This window comes from Pseudactinotalea sp. (assembly GCF_048594945.1).
Taxonomy (GTDB): domain Bacteria; phylum Actinomycetota; class Actinomycetes; order Actinomycetales; family Beutenbergiaceae; genus Pseudactinotalea.
Map to the genome: position 1 here is coordinate 1 of NZ_JBMDXJ010000546.1, position 21,502 is coordinate 21,502.

The window sequence follows — 21,502 nt, forward strand, 5'->3', positions numbered from 1 at the left end:
CCCCGGGCGGGTGCCGGGGGGGGGGGCGGGGGGCGGGGGGGCCCCCCCCCCACCGCCCCACGAAAGGGCTGTCGCGTTGAAGTACCTGCTCCGCAAGGTCGCGCTCTACCTGCTCATCGCCTGGAGCGCGATCACCCTGAACTTCCTCGTGCCCCGGTTGATGCCGGGCGACCCGGTGACGCTGCTGGTCGAGCGCATGCAGGGTCGTATCGACCCCGACGCCATGGCAGCGATCGCCGAGAGCTACGGCCTCACGGACGACCCGATCCATATCCAGTACGTCGCCTACTTGCGCGACCTCCTCCACGGTGACCTGGGGCTGTCGATCGGTTTCCACCCCACCCCGGTCGCCGATATCGTCGCGCAGTCGCTGCCCTGGACGATCGGCCTCGTCGGCATCACCACCATCATCAGCTTCATCGTGGGCACCGGGCTCGGGGTGGTGCTCGCGTGGCGCCGCGGGTCGTGGACCGACCACCTGCTGCCCACGCTCACCTTCCTCAACGCGGTCCCGTACTTCTGGATGGCACTGATCCTCGTGCTGGTGCTCGCCGTCAACCTCGACTGGTTCCCGGTGGCCGGAGCCTACGAGCTCGGTCTCGAGCGTGGCTGGAACGCCGAGTTCATCGGCTCGGTGATCTACCACGGAGCACTGCCTGCGCTCACGATCGTGCTCGCCTCGTTCGCCGGCTGGGTGCTGGCCATGCGCAACATGACCGTGACGATCCTCGGCGAGGAGTACGTGACGATGGCGGAGGCCAAGGGACTCCCCAGGCGGATGGTGATGCTCAACTACGCCGCCCGGAACGCGATCCTGCCCTCGGTAACGGGCTTCGCGCTCGCCCTCGGTGCCGTCGTCGGCGGTTCGATGCTGACCGAGGTCATCTTCAACTACCCCGGCGTGGGCTACACGCTCTTCCAGGCGGTCCAGAACCAGGACTTCCCGCTCATGCAGGGGCTGTTCCTCATCATCTCGCTGACCGTCATCGTGGCGAACCTGTGCGCCGACATCGTCTACATCTTCCTCGACCCGCGCACCCGACAGGAGGCCTGAGCAGATGAGAGCTCCGACCTGGATCCCCTCCTCCGGCAAGGTTCGCGCCGGCCTGCTGATCGTGCTCGTGTTCGTGCTGATCGCGCTCTTCGGGCCGCTGCTGACCGAGTACGGCCCGCGGGCGAGCGGCCCCGAGATCCTGGCACCGCCGTCGAGCACGCACTGGTTCGGCACCACCCAGACCGGGCAGGACGTGTTCGCGCAGTTCGTCTACGGGGCGCGGATCTCGCTGGCGGTCGGTGTCTTCGCCGGGATCGTCTCGCAGGTGGTCTCGATCATCGTCGGGGTGCTCGGCGGGTACTTCCGCGGCATCGTCGACGACGTCATGTACATCCTCACCGCGGTGTTCCTCGTGATGCCGGGCATGCCGCTGCTGATCGTGCTCACCGGCTACCTGCCCTCGCGGGGGATGGTGTCGGTGGCGATCGTCATCGCGATCACGTCCTGGGCAGGGTCGGCGCGCGTGCTGCGTGCGCAGACGATGTCGCTGCGCAACCGCGACTTCGTCGAGGCGGCGCGGGCTACCGGTGAGTCGCGCGTGCGCATCATCTTCTCCGAGATCATGCCGAACGCACTGCCGCTGATCGCCTCCGGCTTCCTGTTCTCGGTGATCGCGGGCATCCTCGCGGAGGCCGGGCTGTCGTTCCTCGGGCTCGGCTCGCTCACCAGCACGAGCTGGGGATCGATGCTGTACTTCGCGCAGAAGGCCCAGGTGTTCCTGCTGGGGGCCTGGTGGTGGTTCGTGCCGCCGGGGCTGGCGATCGCGATCATCGGCGCGGGTCTGGCGCTCATCAACTTCGGCATCGACGAGTACGCCAACCCGCGGCTGCGCACCGGCCGGGGCCGGTCGCGTGCCCAGCGCGGCGGCCGTCGCACGGCCGCGCTCTCCTCGGTCACAGCCACGGCGACGGCGTCCGCCCAGGAGGTCGGCGACGTCACCGACGCGGTGGTCACCACGTCCGATGGATCCGTCACCGAGGCCAGTGAGGATGGGGAGGTGCAGGCGGAGCCTCGGATCAGACCGGCGCCGCTCGATGCCGAGCCCGTCATCGAGGTCGAGGATCTCGTCGTCGACTACCCGACGACGGAAGGCATGGTGCACGCCGTCCGCGACGTCTCGATCACCCTGCGACGCGGCGAGCTGCTGGGGCTGGCAGGTGAGTCCGGCAGCGGGAAGTCGACGTTGACGAACGCCATCACGCGATTGTTGCGACCGCCGGCCCAGGTGGCGGCCGGATCCATCACGTACCACCGGTCCGGGCGCGGCGGCGAGGCGACGGTCGACATCCTCCACCTGCCGGCGGAGCAGCTCCGTGCCATGCGGTGGACGGAGATCGCGATCGTGTTCCAGAGCGCGATGAACGCACTCAACCCGGTGACCCGGATCTCGGAGCAGTTCGACGACGTGCTGCGGGTGCACCGGCCGTCGATGCCGAAGCGCGAGCGGGCTGCGCTGGCCCGCTCGATGCTCACCAAGGTCGGGATCGACGCCGATCGCATCTCGGCATACCCGCACGAGCTCTCGGGCGGCATGAAGCAGCGGGTCGCGATCGCGATCGCGCTCGTGCTCGACCCGGACGTCATCATCATGGACGAGCCCACCACGGCGCTTGACCTCCTGGTCCAGCGGGAGGTGCTCGAGCAGATCTTGGCGCTGCGCGAGGAGTTCGGCTTCGCGATCATCTTCACGACCCACGACCTCGCGCTGCTGCTGGAGATCTCGGACACGATCGCCGTGATGCGGGCGGGCCGGCTCGTCGAGTACGGCCCCGCGATGGAGGTCTACACCGATCCGCAGCACCCGTACACACGAACCCTGTTGGGTTCGCTGGCCGACCTGGGGGCTTCGGTATGACCACGCATCTGAACGGAATCGACACCGACCAGGTGGTGCTCGAGGCGCGCGAGGTGATCAAGGAGTTCCGCGGCCGCCGGAAAGGACTGCGGCGCACGGCGATCCGCGCCGTCGATGGCGTCAGCCTGAGCCTGCGTGCCGGGGAGGTCACGGCGCTGGTCGGGCAGAGCGGCTCCGGCAAGAGCACGATGGGGCGGATCCTCGCCCAGCTGATCCCGCCGACCTCCGGGGAGCTGTTGCTGCACGGTGAGCCGGTCGCGGCCACGCGCGGCCGCGCCTTCATCAGATACACCGGCTCGGTCCAGATGACGCTGCAGGATCCGTTCGCCTCACTCAACCCGGTGCACCGCGTCGACCACGTGCTGGCGCGTGCGCTCTCGATCCACGACCGCGCCCGCGGCCGCGACCAGGTGCAGGAGGCCAGTCTGGAGCTGTTGCGCCGGGTCGAGCTGGAGCCCGCCGAGCGGTACCTGTACCGGTTCCCGCACGAGCTCTCCGGCGGCGAGCGCCAGCGGATCTCGTTCGCACGAGCGCTCGCCGCTCAGCCTCAGGTGCTGCTTGCGGATGAGCCGGTCTCGATGCTCGACGTCACGATCCGCAAGGAGATGCTCGATCTGCTCGACCACCTGCGCCGCACCGAGAACCTCGCAGTCCTCTACATCACCCATGACCTGGGATCCGCCCGCGCCTATGCCGAGCAGACCCTGGTCATGTACGAGGGCCAGGTCGTGGAGCGGGGTCCGAGCGCCGAGGTCATCGAGAACCCCCAGCACGACTACACGCGGCGGCTGCTCGCGGCCGCGCCGCACCCGCGTCGCCGGCTCGCCGGCTGAGCGCAACTGGCCGCACGAACGAGATCGAACGAGGAGGAGCCATGCCGCAGCACGCCCAGGCGCCGGAGATCGGAGAGCTGACCACGGAGGCGGTGGACGAACGTCTCGTCGATCTCGACACCCGCCCGGTGCTGGGGGTACTGGAGGCCCTCAATGACGCCGAGGCCGAGGTCCCCGCGGCAGTGCGGCGTGTGCTGCCCGCCCTCGCCGAGCTGGTGGAGGCCGCCGCCGCGAAGGTCCGCGACGGCGGGCGCGTCATCTATGCAGGCGCCGGCACATCGGGGCGGATCGGGGTGCTGGACGCCGCCGAGATCCCGCCGACGTTCCATGAGCCCGCCACCACGTTCCAGGCTGCGATCGCCGGCGGTCGAGAGGCCGTGTTCGCGGCCGCCGAGGGTGTCGAGGACTCTGCCGAGGCGGGCGAGCAGGCCGTCTCGGACCTCGCTGTGGGGCCCGCGGACACCGTCGTGGCGGTCGCGGCGAGCGGGCGGACGCCGTTCGCGCTGGGCGCGCTGGCCGCCGCTCGCCGGGCTGGAGCGCTGACGGCGGCCGTCACCAACAACGCGTCGTCGCCGATGGGCGTTGTGGCCGATCACCCGATCGAGGCCGTGGTCGGACCGGAGGTGGTCGCCGGGTCCACGAGGCTGAAGGCGGGCTCCTCGGCGAAGCAGATCCTCAACATGCTCTCGACGGCGATCATGGTCCGTAACGGCAAGACCTACGGCAACCTCATGGTCGACCTCACGATCAGCAACGCCAAGCTCCGCGACCGCGGCGAGCGGCTGGTCATGACGATCACGGGCTGCGACCGGGACGCAGCCGCTGCCGCGCTGACCGCGGCGGCGTATGGGGTCCCGGTGGCCGCGGTGATGGTCGCCCACGGCGTTGCGGTCGAGGAGGCGCAGCGGCTGCTGGCCGGCGCCGACGGCCGGCTCGCCGCTGTTCTCCGCACCTGAGCCGTGGAACGATTCGCACGCTCGAATGCGTCGGGCGCCGCGGGAATCGATTGCCGCGTCATCGAGCGTGCGATGCGTTCCAGCCTCGCGGGGTGCGGCCTCAGCGATCGACCGCGTCGCGTGCGATCTGCGCGACCCGCATGCGGAGCGGGATGACGTCGAACAGCTCGCGGCGGGGGTGCACGCGGTTGGTGAGCAGCACGATCACCAGGTCGCGGCGGGTGTCGACCACGAGCGAGGTACCGGTGAAGCCAGTGTGGCCGATGGCCGCCGGGTCGTCGCTCCCGGTCAGCATGCGCTGCCCCACGCGCAGGCCGATCGCCTGGTCGTAGCCGAGGGCGTCGACCTGGTCGGAGGGGAGTACGCCGGTGCGCATCAGCGCTGCAGTGGTCGGCGAGAGCAACCCGGCCGATCCGGTGCGGATCTCCTCGCCGAGCCGCAGCAGGTCGTCGGCGTCCGAGAACAGCCCGGCGTTGCCGGCGCCCCCCAGGAGCCACGCGGTCTCGTCGTGGACCTCGCCGCGCACCAGACCGCGTTCGGGCGAGTGCTGCACCTCGGTGGGGACGACGGGTCGGCCGGCGGGGGGCACGTACCCGGTTGCAGCCATCCCGAGCGGTCCGGTCACGGTCTCGGCCACGAGGTCGGGCAGCGCGCTGCTGGTGACCGACTCGAGCACGAGCCCGAGCACGAGGTAGCCCACGCACGAGTACACGTGCACCTGACCCGGCGTGCCCACGACTGGGCTGGCGAGCACCCGCGCGACGTGAGCCTCGCGCGGGGCCGAGGCACCGCCGTCGAGCATGAGATCCACCACGGGTGGCAGACCCGCCGTGTGCGTGAGTAGATGTCGCACGAGCACCTGGCCGCGCACGCCCTCGTCCGCACCGAACGCAGGCAGGTAGCGAACCACCGGAGCGTCGAGATCGATCGCGCCGCGGTCGGCCTGCACGAGGGCGGCCAGGGTCGTGACCACCTTGGTGATCGAGGCGATGTCCCAGACGTGCTCCGGCGTGACCGGCTCGCGCTGCGCGAGCGGCAGCACGGCGGCGTCGGCGTCGAACGCCAGGGCTGAGCCGGTCGCTCCGCGCGCGATGACCTGCCCCTCGTGTGCGAGCAGAGCGACCGCGCCGGGGGTGGCGGAGACGGGTGAGGAGCCCGTGCCCGCGAGCGCGGCTGCTGCCGCCGACTCCAGCGCCTCGGTGAGAGCACTCTGCGTGGTCACCGGTCGCGCACCCGCTTGACGGCGTCGTAGGTGCCGCGGAGCGCGGTCACGGTCTCGTCCATCCGCCTCCCCGCGACGGCCACGAACAGGCAGTCGACGATGAGCAGCTGCGCGGTCCGCGAGGCCATCGCGCCCGAGCGGAAGCGCGCCTCTCGAACGGTGGTCCGCAGCACGAGGTCGGCTGCGTCGGCGACCGCCGAGGGCGCGACGTTGGTGATGGCCGCGGTGGTCGCCCCCATGGCCCTGGCCTGCTCGAAGAAGGCGACCACCTCGTGCGACTGACCGCGATGGGAGAAGCCGATCGCGATATCTCCTGCGCTGAGGAGGCCGCTGGCGGTGAGTGCGTCGTGGGGGTCCACGAAGGCCTGCGCCCAGCGCCCGATGCGGAAGAGTTTGCGCTGCAGGTCGTCGGCGCTGGCGCCGCTGGCGCCGACCCCGTACAGAGCGATCCTGCCGGCGCCGTCCACGGCGTCGACCACGCGCGCCAGCTCGTCGAGATCCAGGTTCTCAACGGTCTCCTCGATCCCCATACGTTCGGTGAACGCGATCCCGTGCACCAGTTCGCTGAGGGAGCCGTTCGGGACATCGGTCACCACGGGGTCGGGTGTGCGGCGGGCGCCTTCGCGACCGAGCTCCCGGGCCAGCCGTACACGGAGCTGGACGTACCCAGCGAGCCCGAGTGCACGGCAGAACCGGACCACCGTGGTCTCGGAGGTGTCGCACCGGCGCGCGAGGTCGGAGATGGTGCCTTCGATCACGAGGTCCGGGTCGTCGGTCACCGCTTCCGCCACCCGCCTGATCGACGGCGGGAACGTCTCCATGGCCGCCTGGATCTGCGACTGGAGGCTCACCTCTCCACGATACCGAGTCCGATCCGTGCGCACGCGCGCGTCAGTCGCGGAATCGTCCATGCCGCGCCGAGGATCATCCATTCCGGGCTGATGAGCCGGTCCTTAGGGTCGTGGCATGCTCACGGATGAGTCCATGTCGCCTTCGATCGAGTCGATTCCCGACGGCGGTGGTCAGGTCGATCTGTCCGGCACCTGGCGATGTCGGCTCGATCGGGAGAACCGGGGGGAAATCGAGCAGTGGTTCGCCGGCACCATCGATGCGGACACGCTCCGGCTGCAGCTGCCCGGATCGGTGCAGGAGCAGGGCGTCGGTGACCCGATCCGGCTCGACACCCCGTGGACCGGCGGCGTGGTCGACCGCTCGTACTTCGACGACGACCGGTACGCGCCGTACCGGCAGGAGGGCGATGTCGCGGTGCCGTTCTGGCTGCAGCCGCGCGTCTACTACCGCGGCGCTGCCTGGTTCCAGCGCGAGGTCGAGGTGCCCGCCGAGTGGAGTGGCCGGTCGGTGGTGCTCGAGCTGGAGCGGGTGCACTGGGAGTCGACCGTGTGGCTCGACGACCGGCGGGTGGGGGCCGAACGCAGCCTGACCACGCCGCACCGGTTCGACCTCGGTGCGCTCGAGCCCGGCACGCATCGGCTGACCCTGCGGGTCGACAACCGCACGGTGGTCGATGTCGGCCCCAACGCCCACAGCATCTCCGACCACACGCAGGGCAACTGGAACGGCGTCATCGGATCGATGACGCTCATGGCGCTGCCCGCCGTCCGCATCAGCCGGGTCCGCGTCGAGCCGCACGCGAGCACGGGCACCGCCACGGTGCGTGTGGACCTCACCTCCGGCAGCGCCGGCGCCGGCGTGGGCGAGGTACAGGTCCGCGCCCGGCTGCGCGGATCTGACGCCGATGCCGCCACCGGGACCGCCTCCTTCGACGAGGACCACGGTCGCGACCTGCGCGAGCGCGGCATGACCGCCGGGGGAGCGCACGTCGACGTCGAGCTCGATCTCGGCCCCGACGCCCACACCTGGGACGAGTTCCGCCCGGACCTGTATGACGTCACGGTCGAGCTGGCCGCCGAGGTCAACGGCCGCACGATCAGCGACAGTGCCTCCACGGTGCTCGGCCTGCGCGATGTCTCGGTCATCGGCACGCAGGTCGCCGTCAACGGTCGCCCGACCTTCATCCGCGGCACCCTGGAGTCGTGCGTGTTCCCGCTGACCGGGCACCCGCCCACCGAGGTGGATGCGTGGCGCCGCATCGTCGCGGTCAGCCAGGAGCACGGCCTCAACCTGCTGCGTTTCCACTCCTGGTGCCCGCCGGAGGCCGCCTTCGTCGCCGCCGACGAAGCAGGCCTCTACTTGCAGGTGGAGGCCCCGATCTGGGCGAACCAGGGCGCGGCGATCGGCGAGGGGCGTCCGGTCGATGCGTTCCTCTGGGAGGAGACCCGCCGCATCCTCGACACCTACGGCAACCACCCCTCGTTCCTCATGATGGCCCACGGCAACGAGCCGGGTGGCCGCGACGCCGAGTTCCTGGCCGCGTGGGTGAGCGCGTGGCGTCGCTACGACCCGCGGCGTCTCTACACCAGCGGCGCCGGCTGGCCGGCGATCGAGGAGAACGACTTCGACAACATCCCCGACCCGCGCGCGCACCGCTGGGGCGAGGGGCTGGGGTCCCGCCTCAACGCACGCGTCCCCGAGACCTGCACGGACTACCGCGACTGGGTCACCTCGCGGGACCGGCCCATCGTCAGCCACGAGATCGGCCAGTGGTGCGCCTACCCGGACCTGTCCGAGGTGGAGCGCTACACGGGCCTGATGCAGCCGGCGAACTTCGGGATCTTCGCCGACTTCCTCCGCGAGGCCCGGATGCTGGACCAGGCGGCGGACTTTCTCGACGCCTCCGGCCGGCTGCAGGCGCTCTGCTACAAGGAGGACATCGAGGCCGCGCTGCGCACCGAGGGATTCGGCGGGTTCCATCTGCTGGGCCTGACCGACTTCCCCGGCCAGGGCACCGCGCTCGTCGGCGTCCTCAATCCCTTCTGGGAGTCCAAGGGGTACATCGGTGCGGAGGAGTTCGCACGCTTCTGCGGGCCGACCGTGCCGCTCGCGCTGTTGCCGCAGCGGGTGTGGTCCGCGCAGGAGCCGATCCGGTTCGACGCCCGGATCGCCCACTTCGGCGCGCAACCGTTGTCGCCGGAGGTGCGCTGGAGCCTGCGTGGGCCGGGCGGCGAGGTCCTGCACGAGGGAAGCCTCGAGCACGACGGGCCGATCCCCGTCGGCAACGGGACCACCCTGGGACCGGTGATCATTCCTGCGGTCGAGACCGAGCGCGCCGTTCAGGTCACGTTGGCGATCGTGGTCACCGACGCTCTCGGTGCCACCCACGAGAACGACTGGGACCTCTGGGTCTTCCCGGAGCCGGCCACGACCGAGCCTGACGGTGTGAGCGTCACCTCCGACATCGAGCGGGCGATCGAGCTCGCCGAGTCGGGCGCCGTGGTCCTGCTCGAGCTCTCGGCCGACCAGATCGAGAACGAGGTCGCGCTCGGATTCACACCGGTGTTCTGGAACACCGCCTGGACCGGTGGTCAGGCGCCGCACACGCTCGGCGTGCTGCATGACGCCGGACATCCGATCTTCGACGGGTTCCCCACCGCCGGCACCACGAACTGGCAGTGGTGGGAGCCGCTCCACGGCGCCGCGGCGATGGTGCTGGACGCGCTGCCTTCCGACTTGCGGCCGCTGGCCCAACCCATCGACACATGGTTCGAGGCGCGCCGCCTCGGTGTGGTGTTCGAGGCCCGCCTCGGTCGCGGCCGGCTGCTGGTGAGTTCTCTCAACCTGGACGACGGCGGAGGTCGCCTCGCGGCTCGTGCGTTGCGTCGGTCGGTGCTCGACTACGTCGCGGGCCCGCGGTTCGCGCCCGACCACGAGATCACCCCCGACCAGCTCCGGAGCGTGCTGGGGACGCACTGAACAGCGGGTCGGCGTAGCAGAAGTGTGCATGTCGTCGGGTTCTCCACGGCTGCGGGCGGGTTGGCGTAGCAGAAGCGTCCATTCGGGCGGGTTCTGCACTCCGCGCGCCCCGAGATCCGGGCGGGTGAGAGGCTGAGCCGGTGGAGACTCGCCTCGGCCGCCGAACGAGGGTGCCCGCTGTCTCATCTGCGAGCATGCACGGCGGGGTGGTCGGGCGGATCGAGCACCTGCTGCACCGGGTGGGGGAGCGGCTGCTCTCGCAGGACCGGCTTCGGCTGCTCGTCTGGCTGCTCACGCTCGCGGCGCTCGGCGTCAACGCTGCCACGCTGCCCGCGTTGTACGGCGCGGTGCTGCCGATCGCGTTGGTCGTGTCCGTGCTGCACGCCGCCAGCCTGATCTGGGCGCTGAGTCGGCCGTGGTTCGCCGTGGGGGTGTCGACGATCGCCGTCGCGGCCACCACGCTGCTCACGGTGGCCGGCCGCGGCTCGCTGCCCTGGCCGCTCCCCGTGACCAGCTTGGTGATCACGGCCCTGCTGGCGTTCATCCTGGCGGTGCGCGCGAGCTGGCGGCGGCCGGTCGCTGCCGCGGTGCTGCCCGTGGCTGCGGCCACCCTCGCGGGGTTGCCGTGGCAGGTGGGCGACTGGGGGCCGTTCGCGACGAACGTCATCACCGCGATCTCGATTCTCGCGCTCGTGGTGACGTTCGGCATCCTCATCCACCAGTGGCTGCTCAGCCGAGCCGAGCTTCTCGAGCAGCAGGAGATCACTGCCGCGGCGGAGGAGCGGTCGCTGCTGATGGAGGAGCGCACCCGGATCGCGCGCGAGCTGCACGACGTGGTGGCCCACGGGCTGTCCGTGATCTCCATCCAGGCGTCCACGCTGCAGTACCGGATCGAGGGCGTCTCGCCCGAGGTCGTGACCGAGATGGACGACATCACCGACTCGGCCCGCCGCGCGCTCGCCGAGATGCGCGGCCTGCTCGCGGTGCTCCGGCAGGAGGACGCCGACAACGAGCTGGCGCCGCAGCCGACGCTCGCGTCGATCCCCGCGCTCGTGGAGAGCACCCGCCGCAGCGCCGAGACTGTTCGCCTGGACGTCACCGGCGACCTCGACGATCCCCGTGTCAACGAAGCCGCTTCGGTGAGTGCCTACCGCATCGTGCAGGAGGCGCTCAGCAACGCCCTCCGTCACGCACCGGGCAGCGAGATCGACGTCGCCGTCGCGGTCACCCGTGAGCACGTGCTGGTCCAGGTCGAGAACGGCCGAGCAGCGATCACTCCGCCGCCGGCACGCGAGGGCGGATTCGGGCTGCGTGGCATGCAGGAACGCGCGTCGTTCGCACACGGCGAGGTCCTGGCCCAATCGACACGAGGCGGTGGGTTTCTCGTGCGCGCGCTCCTGCCGGTTCGGCAACCCCCAGCCCTGGGTGAGAAGATCCCTCCGACGTAGCACTCCCGACCCCGAACGGACCTCACGTGGACGACGCCACCATTCGCGTCGCCATCGTCGACGACCAAGCCATGGTGCGCGCAGGGTTCGGAGCGCTGCTCAACGCCCAGGAGGGCATCACGGTGGTGGGCGATGCACCCGACGGTGCCCACGCCGTCGAGCTCGTCACCCGAACGAGACCCGACGTGGTGCTGATGGACATCCGGATGCCGGAGGTCGACGGGATTGAGGCGACGCGGCGCATCGGCGCCCTGGACGATGTCGACCCGCGGGTCATCATCCTCACCACCTTCGACCTGGACCAGTACGCGTTCGAGGCACTCCGCGCCGGGGCCAGCGGGTTCCTCCTCAAGGACGCGCCGGCGGACGACCTGATCCACGCGGTCCGCGTGGTCGCGGGCGGCGACGCCCTGCTCGCGCCCTCGATCACCCGGTCGCTGATCGCCGAGTTCGTGGCGCGGCCCGAGCGTGCGCACCCGAATCCCGCGCAGTTCGACGACCTCACTGACCGTGAGCTCGACGTCGCCCGGCTGGTGGCCCGCGGCCGCTCCAACGCCGAGATCGCTCGCGAGCTTGTCGTCGCTGAGCAGACCGTGAAGACCCACGTGAGCCGCGTGCTGACCAAGCTGGGCCTACGCGACCGGACCCAGATCGTGGTGGCTGCCTACGAGTCGGGACTCATCACCGTCGGTTCCTGACGCGACTCGATCACTCTCGAGTATCACGCGAGGTCGAACCCTGCGGGTGACGACATCGGTGGCCCCACCGCCAACGATGGAGGCATGACGCAAGCCGCTGTCCTGGACGCGCCCCCGCAGCCCACGGAGGCGCCGCCCGCACGGCGCGCACCGCGACGCACTGGCGGCAACACTCGCCACCTCAGCGACTTCACCGAGCTGACCAAGCGTGCCAAGGCCGAGGGGTTGATGGCCCGATCGCACGGCTACTACATCACCCGGATGGTGATCTACCCGCTGCTCCTCGGAGCGCTTGCATGGGGTTCGATCCTGCTCGGGGACAGCTGGTGGCAGCTGGCGCTCGCTTTCGTGGTCGCGATCGTGATGACGCAGATCGCCTTCCTGGGCCACGACGCCGCGCACCGGCAGATCTTCGCCTCGCCCAAGCTGAACGAGTGGACCTCCCTCGTGGTGATCAATCTCTTCGTCGGCATGGGCCTGGGCTGGTGGCAGATGAAGCACGGCAAGCACCACGCGGCGCCGAACCAGGCCGGCCGCGACCCCGATGTGCGCCGCGGGACCGTGGCCTACACGCCCGAGGACGTGCAGTCGCGGCCGACGGCGGTGCAGCGTTGGCTCTCGAGTCACCAGGGCGTGTGGTTCTTCCCGATCACGACGCTGGCCGGATTGCAGCTGCACGTCGCCGGTATCCAGCGGTTGCTGAGCCGCGAGAAGGTCGACCGCCGGTGGACCGAGCTCGCGTTCATCCTGATCCGGCACACCACGCTGATCGCCTTCGCATTCCTGGTGATGTCACCCGCGATCGCCGCATCGTTCCTCGCGGTCGAGGTGCTGGTGTTCGGCTTCTACCTGGGCATGTCGTTCGCGCCCAACCACATCGGCATGCCGATGGTGCCCAAGGAGGTCCGTATCGACTTCCTGCGCCGCCAGGTGCTGATGAGCCGCAACATCAGCGGTGGCCGTTTCGTCGACTGGCTGCTGGGCGGCCTGAACTATCAGATCGAGCACCACCTGTTCCCCTCGATGTCGCGCCCGAACCTGCGCAAGGTGGCGCCGATGGTCCGGGAGCACTGCGACCGCCTCGGGATCAACTACCACCAGACCTCGCTGGGCCGCTCCTACGTGGAGGTCGCGCGCTACATCAACCGTGTCGGCCGCGGCAACATCGACGTGTGGGCGTGCCCGCTGGCCAGCTCGCTGCGCAGCGGGGGAACGCTGGCCACAGCGACCGCATAGACTCTGTGCCTCCGACACCTGAGCCTGGAGGCGCAGACACTCCGATGCCCGCATCGATCGAAGGAGCTGGGTCGAACGACGACCCGCACCATAGACCCGACCCGCCCCGATTCCTCCGCACTCGAGCGGGGGTGCAGTGATGGTGTGGCTGACGCTCGCGCTCGGCGTCGTGGTGATCGCGCTCATCATCGCCGCGAACTTCTTCTTCGTGGCGCAAGAGTTCGCATACATGTCGGTCGACCGCAGTCGACTCCGCGCCGCAGCCGCTGCCGGTGACAAGGGCGCAGAACGCGCCCTGAAGATCACCCAGCGCAACTCCTTCATGCTCTCAGGAGCGCAGCTCGGCATCACGGTGACCGGGCTGCTGCTCGGCTTCGTGGCCGAGCCGCTGGTGGGTGACTCCCTCGGCGAGCTGCTCGGTGGTGTCGGCATTCCGGCCGCCGTCGGCGTATCCGTGGGCACCGTGCTCGCGCTCGGCCTCTCCACCATCGTGCAGATGGTCTTCGCCGAGCTGTACCCGAAGAACCTCGCGATCGCCATCCCGGAGAAGATGGCGCGCTGGCTGGCCCGCCCGACCCGCGTCTACCTGATCCTGTTCGGGTGGCTGATTACGGTCTTCGACCACTCGGCCAACCTCGTACTGCGGCTGGTACGGGTCGAGCCGGTCCACGACCTCGACTCCAGCGCGACAGCGAGGGACCTCGAACGCATCGTCGCGGACTCCCGCGACGCCGGAAACCTGCCGTCCGAGTTGTCGGTGGTACTCGATCGCATCCTCGACTTCCCGCAACAGGACGTCGAGCACGCGATGATCCCGCGTTCACGCGTGGACGTGGTCTCGCCTGACACCACGGTGGCGCAGGTGCGTGAGCTGATGGCACGCGCCCACACCCGGTATCCGGTCGTGGACGAGCACGAGGAGGCGCTGGGCGTCGTCCAGCTCGCCGATGTCCTCGGCACCGACCTGCCCGACGACGCACCCGTGACCCAGCTGATGCGTGAGCCGTTGGTGCTGCCCACCTTGATGTCGCTGCCGGATGCGCTGGCGCAGCTCACCCAGACCAAGAACGAGCTCGCCTGCGTCATCGACGAGTACGGCGGCTTCACTGGTGTGCTCACCGTCGAGGACCTCGCCGAGGAGATCATCGGCCAGATCAACGACGAGCACGACGGTGCCGAGGGTGGTGAGGCCCTCGACCAGGGTGCCGATGGCAGCTGGACCATGGATGGCGATGTGCACGTGGACGAGGCGCAGCGTGCTATCGGTCACGAGCTGCCTCGCGGCGACTACGAGACCGTGGCCGGCCTGGTCATCGCGCACCGCGGTGAGCTGCCAGAAGAGGGTGAGAAGGTCACCGTGACGTTGCCGCTGGAGGCTGCGGACCTCGTCAGCGACGAGGAGATCGCCCGATTCGCCGACCTGGAGATTCTCGCCGTCGAGCGCCATGTCCCGGCCAAGGTGAGGGTGACGTTGCGCGACGAGGTGGGACATCCGGTGCCCGCCGACGGCGATGAGAGCGTCTCAGACGACCAGCCCGCCCCTGTGGTCGGCAGCCCGGAGGACGACCGATGAGCCCGATCCTCGTCACCGTGATCACGGTGGCCCTGATCATCCTGAGTGCGTTCTTCGTCATCATCGAGTTCGCGCTCCTCGGCGCGCGGCCCCACCGGCTTGAGGAGAAGGCACAGACCAGCAGGTCCGCTCGTGCCGCGTTGCGTGGTGTCAACGAGCTGACGATCATGCTGGCCGGTGCCCAGCTGGGCATCACCGTCTGCACGTTCGCGCTCGGTGCCGTCACCAAGCCGGCGGTCGACTACGCCCTCTCCGACCTCTTCGGGGGCTGGGGGATGCCCGCCTGGACCGCCGACGTGCTGGCGTTCGGGATCGCGCTGCTGTTCGTCACGTTCCTGCACCTGGTCATCGGTGAGATGGCGCCGAAGTCCTGGGCGATCGCGCACCCGGAGCTGGCTGCCACCACGATCGGACTGCCCGCGCGGGCCTTCATCGCGGCGTTCCGGCCGCTGCTGGTGTGGATGAACGATCTCGCCAGCCTGCTGGTCAAGCGCAGCGGGTTCGAACCGGTCGATCGTGCCGCCGTCGGGGGGCACGACGCGACCTCGATCCGGCAGCTCGTGGAGCACTCAGCGCAACTGGGGGTGTTGGAGACGAGTTTCCACTCGCAGATCGAGGCGGCCCTGGAGCTGCAGACGATGCAGGTGGGCGAACTGGTGCGTCCGGACAAGCCGATCACCTGTGTCGCGGCCGGAGCTACCGTGCGCGACGTTCAGCAGATCGCCGGGCAGACCGGACATCTGCGCATCTTCGTGGGTGACGACAGCGAGGCGCTCAGCCTCGTGCACGTGCGCGACACGATGGTGCTCGAGCAGGCCGCCGCCATCGCTCCGCTCGCCCGCGCGGCGTTCATGATCGACGCCCACCTTCCCGTGCACGAGGCGCTCACGACGATGCGAGCTCACCGCGAGCAGCTCGCCGTGGTCACCAGCGGCGACCGCCGGCTGGGCGTCATCTCGATCAGCGACATCCTGCGCCGGATCCTGCCGGAGGAGTCTGCTGCCGTGTGATCCCGGGCCGCAGCGTCAGCGGACCACGGCCAATGCGCCGTCGCGGTACTGCTTCGGTGAGTGGCCACGCACGCGCTTGAAGGCCACGCTGAGGGCGAAGGCGTTGGAGTAGCCGACGTCGTGGGCGATCGAGGAGATCGTGCGGTCCGACGATCGCAGCATGTCCGCCGCCAGCGAGATCCGCCAGCCGGCCAGGTACGCCATCGGCGGCTCGCCCACCGAGGCGGTGAAGCGGCGGGCCAGCGCGGCGCGCGAGCATCCCACGTGGGCGGCGAGGTCCTCGACGGTCCAGCCGCGCGCCGGGTCCTCGTGCAGGGCACGCAGCGCCGGCCCGGCGACCGGGTCGGTGTGGGCGTCGTACCACCCGGGTGCGGCTGCCTCGGCGCGGGCGAACCACGCGCGCAGGGTCGCGACCAGCGCGATGTCGAGCATCCGGTCGAGCACCACCTGCTGACCCGGGCCGTCGCGCCCGACCTCCTCGGCCAGCATCCGCATCACCGGGTCCTGCACGTCGGCGGCCGGTACCACCACGATGTCGGGGAGCGCCTCCAGCAGCTTGCCGGTCACGTCGCTGCTGACCTGGTATGTCCCACTCGCCACGACCGCCGTGCCGTGCTCGCTGCGCCCGCTCAGCCGCGGTCCCAGCCGCATCTGCTCGGTCACGTCGGTGCCGTCGGGTGTGGTCAGTCGGTTGCCGGGATTGACCACGATGTCCGGGGTCGTGTCGGGATGGTCGGCCACCGTGTAGGGGCCAGGACCTTTGACGACGGCGACATCACCCAACTGCATCGGTACCGGTTCGCCGTGGTCGGGCACGATCCACGCGTGCCCGCGCATCACGGTGGCGAAGGCGAGCGCGGCGCCATCCTCGATCCGCAGACCCCACGGGGGTTCCAGGATCGTCTGACAGAAGGCTGCCGTGCGCGCCCGGACGCCGTCGAGGAGGTCGGTGAGCGGGTCCATGGACCAACTGTAGACGTGTGGACATGAAAGAGGGAGATTCAGATATGGAGCCGCTCGGCACAGGCGGCTTCACTAGTGGTTCAACCCACCAGCAGAAGGAGCGAACCTTGTACGCGATCACAGGAGTGACCGGCCACGTCGGCGGAGCGACCGCGCGCACACTGCTCGAGCAGGGCGTGCCCGTGCGGGCGGTCGTGCGTGAGGAGGCGAAGGCGGCACGATGGAGCCACCTCGGCGCCGAGACCGCCGTCGCCGACCTCGGCGACGTCGACGCACTCGGTGCGGCGCTGAGCGGTTGCGCAGGCGCCTTCCTGCTGCTGCCCACCCTCCCCTCCGGGTCGGACAGCGAGCACCGGAGGTTGGTCGAGTCGATCGCCGGCGCGGTCGAGGCGAGCGGCGTCCCACAGGTGGTGGTGCTCTCCTCGTGGGGCGCCGAGCTGCCCGAGGGCACCGGACCGATCCGGTGGCTGCACGACCTCGAGAACCGACTCCGCCGGACCGGAGCCACCGTCACCGCCGTGCGCGCCTGCCACTTCCAGGAGAAGGTGGAGTCGGTGCTCGGAGCGGTCCTCGGCGAGGGGATCTTCCCGGTGTTCGGCGAGACTGCCGACCGCCCCATCCCGATGGTGGCGACCCGAGACATCGGCGAGGTCGCCGCACAGAGCCTGCTCGCTCCGCCGTCGGGCCATCAGATCATCGATCTGGATGGAGCCGCGGTGACCGACCGCGAGGTCGCCGACGCCGTGGCGGAGGTGCTCGGGCGACCGTTGCAGGTGGTGACGATCCCGCGCGAGGCGTGGGATCCCACCCTGATTGACGCCGGGCTGAGCCCGGCGCTCGCCGGTGAGATCGCGGCGCTGACCGAGGCCGATGAGCGCGGCCTGCTCCGGCCGACCAGCGAGCACCGCCGCACCGGCACGACCCCGATCGCCGACACGATCTCGCGGGTGCTCGAGGCCGCGCGCGTGGCATGACCAGGCAGCCGGTCGTGCTGGTGACCAGCGGGTTCGGCGCGGTCGCGGCGACGCGGCTGCGCCGGGCCGGTGCCCACATGGTGCTCGGCGGCCGCACCTCAGGCGGCGACACCCTGCCGCTCGACGGGCGTGAGCCGCCGCGATGCCGCCTCGCGCACGGTCGACGGCCTGGAGACCAGCTTCGCCGTCAACCACCTCGCGCACTACCTGCTGCTCCGGCTCCTGCTGCCCACGCTCGCCCATCGCGCGCGCGTTGTGCTGACCACGAGCGGACCGCATGACCCGGCGAGCCGCGCCGATCTCACGCCGGCGGCCGGGACCATCCTCGCCGATCTCGCAGCAACCGCCTAGGTGGTCGCACGCTCCCGGAAGGTGGTCGGGCTGCAGTCGTGGACGCCGCGGAACTGTCGGGAGAAGTAGAAGGGGTCGTCGTACCCCACGGCGCGGGCGACCTCGGCCACCGGCATCGCGGTGGTGACCAGCAGCTCAGACGCTCGCGCGATCCGTAGCCGCTTGACGTACTCGATCACGCCGCCGCCGGTGGCCTTCCGGAACAGTGCGGCGAAGTGCGAGGTGCTCAGCCCCACCTGGGCGGCCAGTTCGCCCACCCGCACCGGGGCGTCCAGGTGCTCCCGCAGATAACTCTGGGCCGCACGCACCGGTTCGGTGCGGTCCTGACTGCCGGCCGCCGCATCGGCCACCAGTTGCGCCAGCACCGACCACGCGGCGCCCGCAGCGCGCAGCAGGTTGGGTGATGTCTCGTCGGACTCGAGCGCAGCAAGCGCGCGCTCGAGCTCGCCGACCACGTGCAGCGGCTCGTGCAGGTCCACCGCGGCAGCCAGGCCATCGGGAACGATCGCGCGCTCGAGCTCCGCCACATCGTCGCCACGCAGGTGCATCCATGAGATCGTCCATGGGTCGTGATCGTCGCTCCAGTAGCGATGCGGTGCGCGAGCAGGGATCACCAGCGCCTGACCAGGACCGACCGGCACCACCTTCTCCCCAGTGCGGCACGCGCCACGCCCCGAGGACACGGCGATGACGATCGTCCCGTGCGCGCCTCGCTGCCGTGTGGCCCCGTGATGCAGGGCCTGCGGGTAGTACCCGGCGTCCGTGACCAGCAGCCGCTGGGTCAGGCTGGTGGCCAGGGCGGAGCGCACCACGTCCGGAGGAAGCACCCGCAACCGCTGCCCAGGAAACCCCTCACGGATCCGCATGGTCGCGAGCCTATCGAGCCGAAGCTGCCCCACGTATGAGGCGAGAATCATGGGATCATCCAGGCATCGCCGTCGTTCTCTGCATTCTCGGCCCGCACGGCCGAACCTACGGTGGGTCGCATGCTCGATGTGGAGACCATGCAGGAGCCGGTGGAGCAGCTGCCGCTCCCGCCCAGGCCCGCCCACCTGGCCAACCTCCCGGTCGCCATCTGGGAAGAGCCGCTCACGCTGCCCACCTACGAACCGCTGCCGCCCGAGCAGTACCCCTCATACCTCGACCGACGCGTGTACCAGGGCTCGTCCGGGCGTATCTACCCGCTCCCGTTCCACCATCAGATCGCCACCGAGCCCACACCGCACACCTGGCGTGCGATCCACCTCGAGAACGCCTGGCTCCGCCTCGTGGTGCTCCCCGAGCTGGGCGGTCGCCTGCACATCGCGCGGGACCTGACCTCCGGCGTGGACCTCTTCTACAACAACCCGGTGATCAAGCCTGCGCTCGTGGGCCTGGGCGGGCCCTGGGTCGCCGGCGGCATCGAGCTCAACTGGCCGCAGCACCACCGCCCGGCCACCTATCTGCCCACCGACCACAGCATCGAGACCGAGCCCGACGGCTCCGTGATCGTCTGGTGCTCCGACCACGACCCGTTCGCCCGCATGAAGGGCATGCACGGGTTCCGGCTCCGCCCGGACTCGAGCGCGATCGAGCTCGCGGTGCGGCTCTACAACCGGACCGAGATCACGCAGAGCTTCCTGTGGTGGGCGAACGTGGCAGCCCGGGTTGACGAGGACTACCAGTCGTTCTTCCCGCACGACGTCACGCACGTGGCCGACCACGCGCGCCGCGCCATCACCGCGTTCCCGGCCGCCGACCGGCCGTACTCCGGCATCGACTACCCGGCGCGCGCCGACCGGGTCCGCCACGCCTCCGACGGCACCGAGGTGACCGGCGATCGGCTCGACTGGTACTCGAACATCCCGGTCCCCACCTCATACATGGCGCTCGGTAGCCGCGAGGACTTCTTCGGCGGCTACGACCACGGCACCGGTGTGGGGTTCGTGCACGTGGCCGACCACCAGATCGCGGTCGGCAAGAAGCAGTGGACCTGGGGCAACTCGCCGTTCGGGCACGCCTGGGACGCCAACCTCTCCGACGACGGCGCCCACTACATCGAGCTCATGGCCGGCGTCTTCACCGACAACCAGCCGGACTTCGCCTACCTCGCGCCGGGCGAGACCAAAGTCTTCACGCAGCGGTGGTACCCGATCCGCGACATCGGGCCGGTCGATCGCGCCACTGAGCACGCGGCGCTCTCGCTCCGCCGGTCCGACGGCGTGGCTCATCTGGGCATCGTCGTCACCCGGCCGCTCGAGGTGCGCATCGAGGTGAGGGCCGACGGCGCCGCGATCGTTTCCGAGGTGGCTCACCTCGATCCTGCCTCTCCCTACCGGGCGAGCCACCGGCTCACGGAGGGCGCGGGTCCGCTGACCGTGACGGTGCGCCCTGCGGGCACCGGTGGTCGCACGCTGGTGAGCTGGTCCGAGCCAGGCCACGTCGACGCCGGCCCGGAGCCCGAGCCGGCCACCGAGCCGCCGCTGCCGCACGAGATCGACGCGGTCGAGGAGCTGGCGATGGTCGGCACCCACCTGGAGCTGTATCGGCACGCGACCCGGTCGCCCGAGCCGTACTGGCGCGAGGCGCTGCGACGCGATCCGGAGCACGTGGACAGCCTGCTGGGGTTGGCGCGTCGCGCGTACGGCGCCGGCGACCCCCAACGGGCCGACGAGCTGCTCGCGCGCGCCACCGCTCGGCTGACCCGCCGCCACGCCAACCCCCGCGACACCGCGGTGCTGTACCTGCACGGGCTGGTCCGCGAGGCCCTCGATGACGACGACGGCGCGTACGAGACCTTCGGCCGCGCTTCCTGGATGCGACTGTGGCGGGCGCCGTCGGGCTACCGGATGGCTCGCATCGATGCCCGCCACGGCCGGTACGACGAGGCGTTGCACCGCCTCGACGACGTGCTCCGCACCGAGCCCGAGCACTTGCAGGCGCTCGCCCTGAGCGTGATCTGCCACCGTGCGCTCGCCGAGCAGCGTGTCTCCGGGCATGCGGAGGCGGCTACGGAGGTGCTCGCCACTGCTCGGGCGCTCGACCCGCTCGACGGCGCGCTGGCCGTGCTCGCGGGAGAGGTGCCGAGCGGCGACGCGCAGATCTGCCTGGACGTCGCGATCGAGTTCGCGCAGGTCGGTGAGACCGCAGCGGCACTGCATTGCCTCGACCTTGCCGACGAGCGTGCGCAGGCCCGTCCGCTCGGACAGACCGCTGCTGCGCCGCTGATCGGCTACCACCGCGCCGACGTGCTCGCCTGTGCGGGCCGCTCCGCGGAGGCCGTCGAGGAGCGCGGCCGTGCCGCCAGGCTCGACGCGACCGACTGCTACCCGTCCCGGCTCGCCGACGCCGCGGTGCTCGCCCGCGCCGCCGATGCCGACCCGACCGACCCCCGGGCCCGCGCGCTGCTCGGGCACTGGTGCTACGCCGTCGGGCGCCATGACGAGGCGGCCCAGCTGTGGGAGGCGAGTGTCGAGCTCGAGGCGAGCGACGCCGTCGTGCATCGCAATCTCGGGTTGT

At 70.4% G+C, this 21,502-nt stretch carries 17 protein-coding genes; 13 read left to right on the forward strand and 4 right to left on the reverse strand.

Translation table 11 applies throughout. The features are described from left to right. The first annotated feature begins 76 nt into the window (after positions 1–76). The 4 genes from ACOJSN_RS24760 to ACOJSN_RS24775 are packed head-to-tail and all read left to right on the forward strand — an operon-like array spanning position 77 to position 4,698. A complete protein-coding gene (locus tag ACOJSN_RS24760; protein WP_420115146.1) occupies positions 77–1,054 on the forward strand; it encodes an ABC transporter permease in 978 nt (325 codons plus the stop codon). Positions 1,055–1,058: 4 nt separating this feature from the next. Beyond that, positions 1,059–2,909: a dipeptide/oligopeptide/nickel ABC transporter permease/ATP-binding protein gene (locus tag ACOJSN_RS24765; protein ID WP_420115147.1), complete on the forward strand. Its 1,851-nt coding sequence runs from the start codon at positions 1,059–1,061 to the stop codon at positions 2,907–2,909. Continuing rightward, positions 2,906–3,742 (forward strand): ABC transporter ATP-binding protein, encoded by an 837-nt coding sequence (locus ACOJSN_RS24770; RefSeq protein WP_420115148.1) that lies wholly within the window; start codon positions 2,906–2,908, stop codon positions 3,740–3,742. Before ACOJSN_RS24765 ends, ACOJSN_RS24770 begins: the two co-directional genes overlap by 4 nt. Positions 3,743–3,783: 41 nt before the next feature. After that, entirely contained in the window at positions 3,784–4,698 is a 915-nt protein-coding gene (locus ACOJSN_RS24775; protein WP_420115149.1) for an N-acetylmuramic acid 6-phosphate etherase, read from the forward strand. A gap of 100 nt (positions 4,699–4,798) precedes the next feature. Here ACOJSN_RS24775 and ACOJSN_RS24780 read toward each other — a convergent pair whose 3' ends face one another. Both ACOJSN_RS24780 and ACOJSN_RS24785 read right to left on the reverse strand, forming a co-directional pair. Further along, on the reverse strand, positions 4,799–5,920 hold the full coding sequence (locus ACOJSN_RS24780; protein WP_420115150.1) for a serine hydrolase domain-containing protein: 1,122 nt from the start codon (positions 5,918–5,920) through the stop codon (positions 4,799–4,801). Beyond that, positions 5,917–6,771, reverse strand: coding sequence for a MurR/RpiR family transcriptional regulator (locus ACOJSN_RS24785; RefSeq protein ID WP_420115151.1), 855 nt, complete (start codon positions 6,769–6,771; stop codon positions 5,917–5,919). Before ACOJSN_RS24785 ends, ACOJSN_RS24780 begins: the two co-directional genes overlap by 4 nt. A gap of 115 nt (positions 6,772–6,886) precedes the next feature. Between ACOJSN_RS24785 and ACOJSN_RS24790 the strand changes: the two genes are divergently transcribed. The 6 genes from ACOJSN_RS24790 (at position 6,887) to ACOJSN_RS24815 (ending at position 15,716) form a co-directional block, all read left to right on the forward strand. Then, positions 6,887–9,751: a sugar-binding domain-containing protein gene (locus ACOJSN_RS24790; protein ID WP_420115152.1), complete on the forward strand. Its 2,865-nt coding sequence runs from the start codon at positions 6,887–6,889 to the stop codon at positions 9,749–9,751. A 194-nt stretch (positions 9,752–9,945) separates the two neighbouring features. After that, on the forward strand, positions 9,946–11,199 hold the full coding sequence (locus ACOJSN_RS24795; RefSeq protein ID WP_420115153.1) for a sensor histidine kinase: 1,254 nt from the start codon (positions 9,946–9,948) through the stop codon (positions 11,197–11,199). A gap of 26 nt (positions 11,200–11,225) precedes the next feature. Beyond that, positions 11,226–11,897: a response regulator gene (locus ACOJSN_RS24800; protein ID WP_420115154.1), complete on the forward strand. Its 672-nt coding sequence runs from the start codon at positions 11,226–11,228 to the stop codon at positions 11,895–11,897. Positions 11,898–11,981: 84 nt separating this feature from the next. Continuing rightward, positions 11,982–13,133 carry a fatty acid desaturase family protein gene (locus ACOJSN_RS24805; RefSeq protein WP_420115155.1) on the forward strand — a complete coding sequence of 384 codons (1,152 nt, stop codon included), beginning with the start codon at positions 11,982–11,984 and terminating at the stop codon, positions 13,131–13,133. A gap of 139 nt (positions 13,134–13,272) precedes the next feature. Beyond that, positions 13,273–14,706: a hemolysin family protein gene (locus tag ACOJSN_RS24810; protein ID WP_420115156.1), complete on the forward strand. Its 1,434-nt coding sequence runs from the start codon at positions 13,273–13,275 to the stop codon at positions 14,704–14,706. Continuing rightward, positions 14,703–15,716: a CNNM domain-containing protein gene (locus ACOJSN_RS24815; RefSeq protein ID WP_420115157.1), complete on the forward strand. Its 1,014-nt coding sequence runs from the start codon at positions 14,703–14,705 to the stop codon at positions 15,714–15,716. Before ACOJSN_RS24810 ends, ACOJSN_RS24815 begins: the two co-directional genes overlap by 4 nt. 15 nt (positions 15,717–15,731) lie before the next feature. Here the strand turns inward: ACOJSN_RS24815 and ACOJSN_RS24820 are convergent, their stop codons facing one another. Next, on the reverse strand, positions 15,732–16,679 hold the full coding sequence (locus ACOJSN_RS24820; RefSeq protein ID WP_420115158.1) for an AraC family transcriptional regulator: 948 nt from the start codon (positions 16,677–16,679) through the stop codon (positions 15,732–15,734). A 107-nt stretch (positions 16,680–16,786) separates the two neighbouring features. Here ACOJSN_RS24820 and ACOJSN_RS24825 point away from each other — a divergent pair, with 107 nt between their 5' ends. Together ACOJSN_RS24825 and ACOJSN_RS24830 are read left to right on the forward strand one after the other, a co-directional pair. Further along, on the forward strand, positions 16,787–17,653 hold the full coding sequence (locus ACOJSN_RS24825) for an NAD(P)H-binding protein (RefSeq protein WP_420115159.1): 867 nt from the start codon (positions 16,787–16,789) through the stop codon (positions 17,651–17,653). Between the two features lie 129 nt (positions 17,654–17,782). Further along, a complete protein-coding gene (locus tag ACOJSN_RS24830; RefSeq protein WP_420115160.1) occupies positions 17,783–18,004 on the forward strand; it encodes a hypothetical protein in 222 nt (73 codons plus the stop codon). Here the strand turns inward: ACOJSN_RS24830 and ACOJSN_RS24835 are convergent. Next, on the reverse strand, positions 18,001–18,870 hold the full coding sequence (locus tag ACOJSN_RS24835) for a helix-turn-helix domain-containing protein (RefSeq protein WP_420115161.1): 870 nt from the start codon (positions 18,868–18,870) through the stop codon (positions 18,001–18,003). The two genes, ACOJSN_RS24830 and ACOJSN_RS24835, sit on opposite strands and share 4 nt — an antisense overlap. Before the next feature lie 120 nt (positions 18,871–18,990). Between ACOJSN_RS24835 and ACOJSN_RS24840 the strand changes: the two genes are divergently transcribed. Then, positions 18,991–21,502, forward strand: a 2,512-nt coding sequence (locus ACOJSN_RS24840; protein WP_420115162.1) for a DUF5107 domain-containing protein, incomplete at its 3' end; no start/stop codon positions are given.

Bases quoted from the DNA above. Each gene is read 5' to 3' on its own strand.
- ACOJSN_RS24765 (WP_420115147.1), top strand. From the start codon at position 1,059: ATGAGAGCTCCGACCTGGATCCCCTCCTCCGGCAAGGTTCGCGCCGGC.
- ACOJSN_RS24805 (WP_420115155.1), top strand. From the start codon at position 11,982: ATGACGCAAGCCGCTGTCCTGGACGCGCCCCCGCAGCCCACGGAGGCG.
- ACOJSN_RS24815 (WP_420115157.1), top strand. From the start codon at position 14,703: ATGAGCCCGATCCTCGTCACCGTGATCACGGTGGCCCTGATCATCCTG.
- ACOJSN_RS24810 (WP_420115156.1), top strand. From the start codon at position 13,273: ATGGTGTGGCTGACGCTCGCGCTCGGCGTCGTGGTGATCGCGCTCATC.
- ACOJSN_RS24795 (WP_420115153.1), top strand. From the start codon at position 9,946: ATGCACGGCGGGGTGGTCGGGCGGATCGAGCACCTGCTGCACCGGGTG.
- ACOJSN_RS24820 (WP_420115158.1), bottom strand. From the start codon at position 16,679: ATGGACCCGCTCACCGACCTCCTCGACGGCGTCCGGGCGCGCACGGCA.
- ACOJSN_RS24775 (WP_420115149.1), top strand. From the start codon at position 3,784: ATGCCGCAGCACGCCCAGGCGCCGGAGATCGGAGAGCTGACCACGGAG.
- ACOJSN_RS24770 (WP_420115148.1), top strand. From the start codon at position 2,906: ATGACCACGCATCTGAACGGAATCGACACCGACCAGGTGGTGCTCGAG.
- ACOJSN_RS24790 (WP_420115152.1), top strand. From the start codon at position 6,887: ATGCTCACGGATGAGTCCATGTCGCCTTCGATCGAGTCGATTCCCGAC.
- ACOJSN_RS24835 (WP_420115161.1), bottom strand. From the start codon at position 18,870: ATGCGGATCCGTGAGGGGTTTCCTGGGCAGCGGTTGCGGGTGCTTCCT.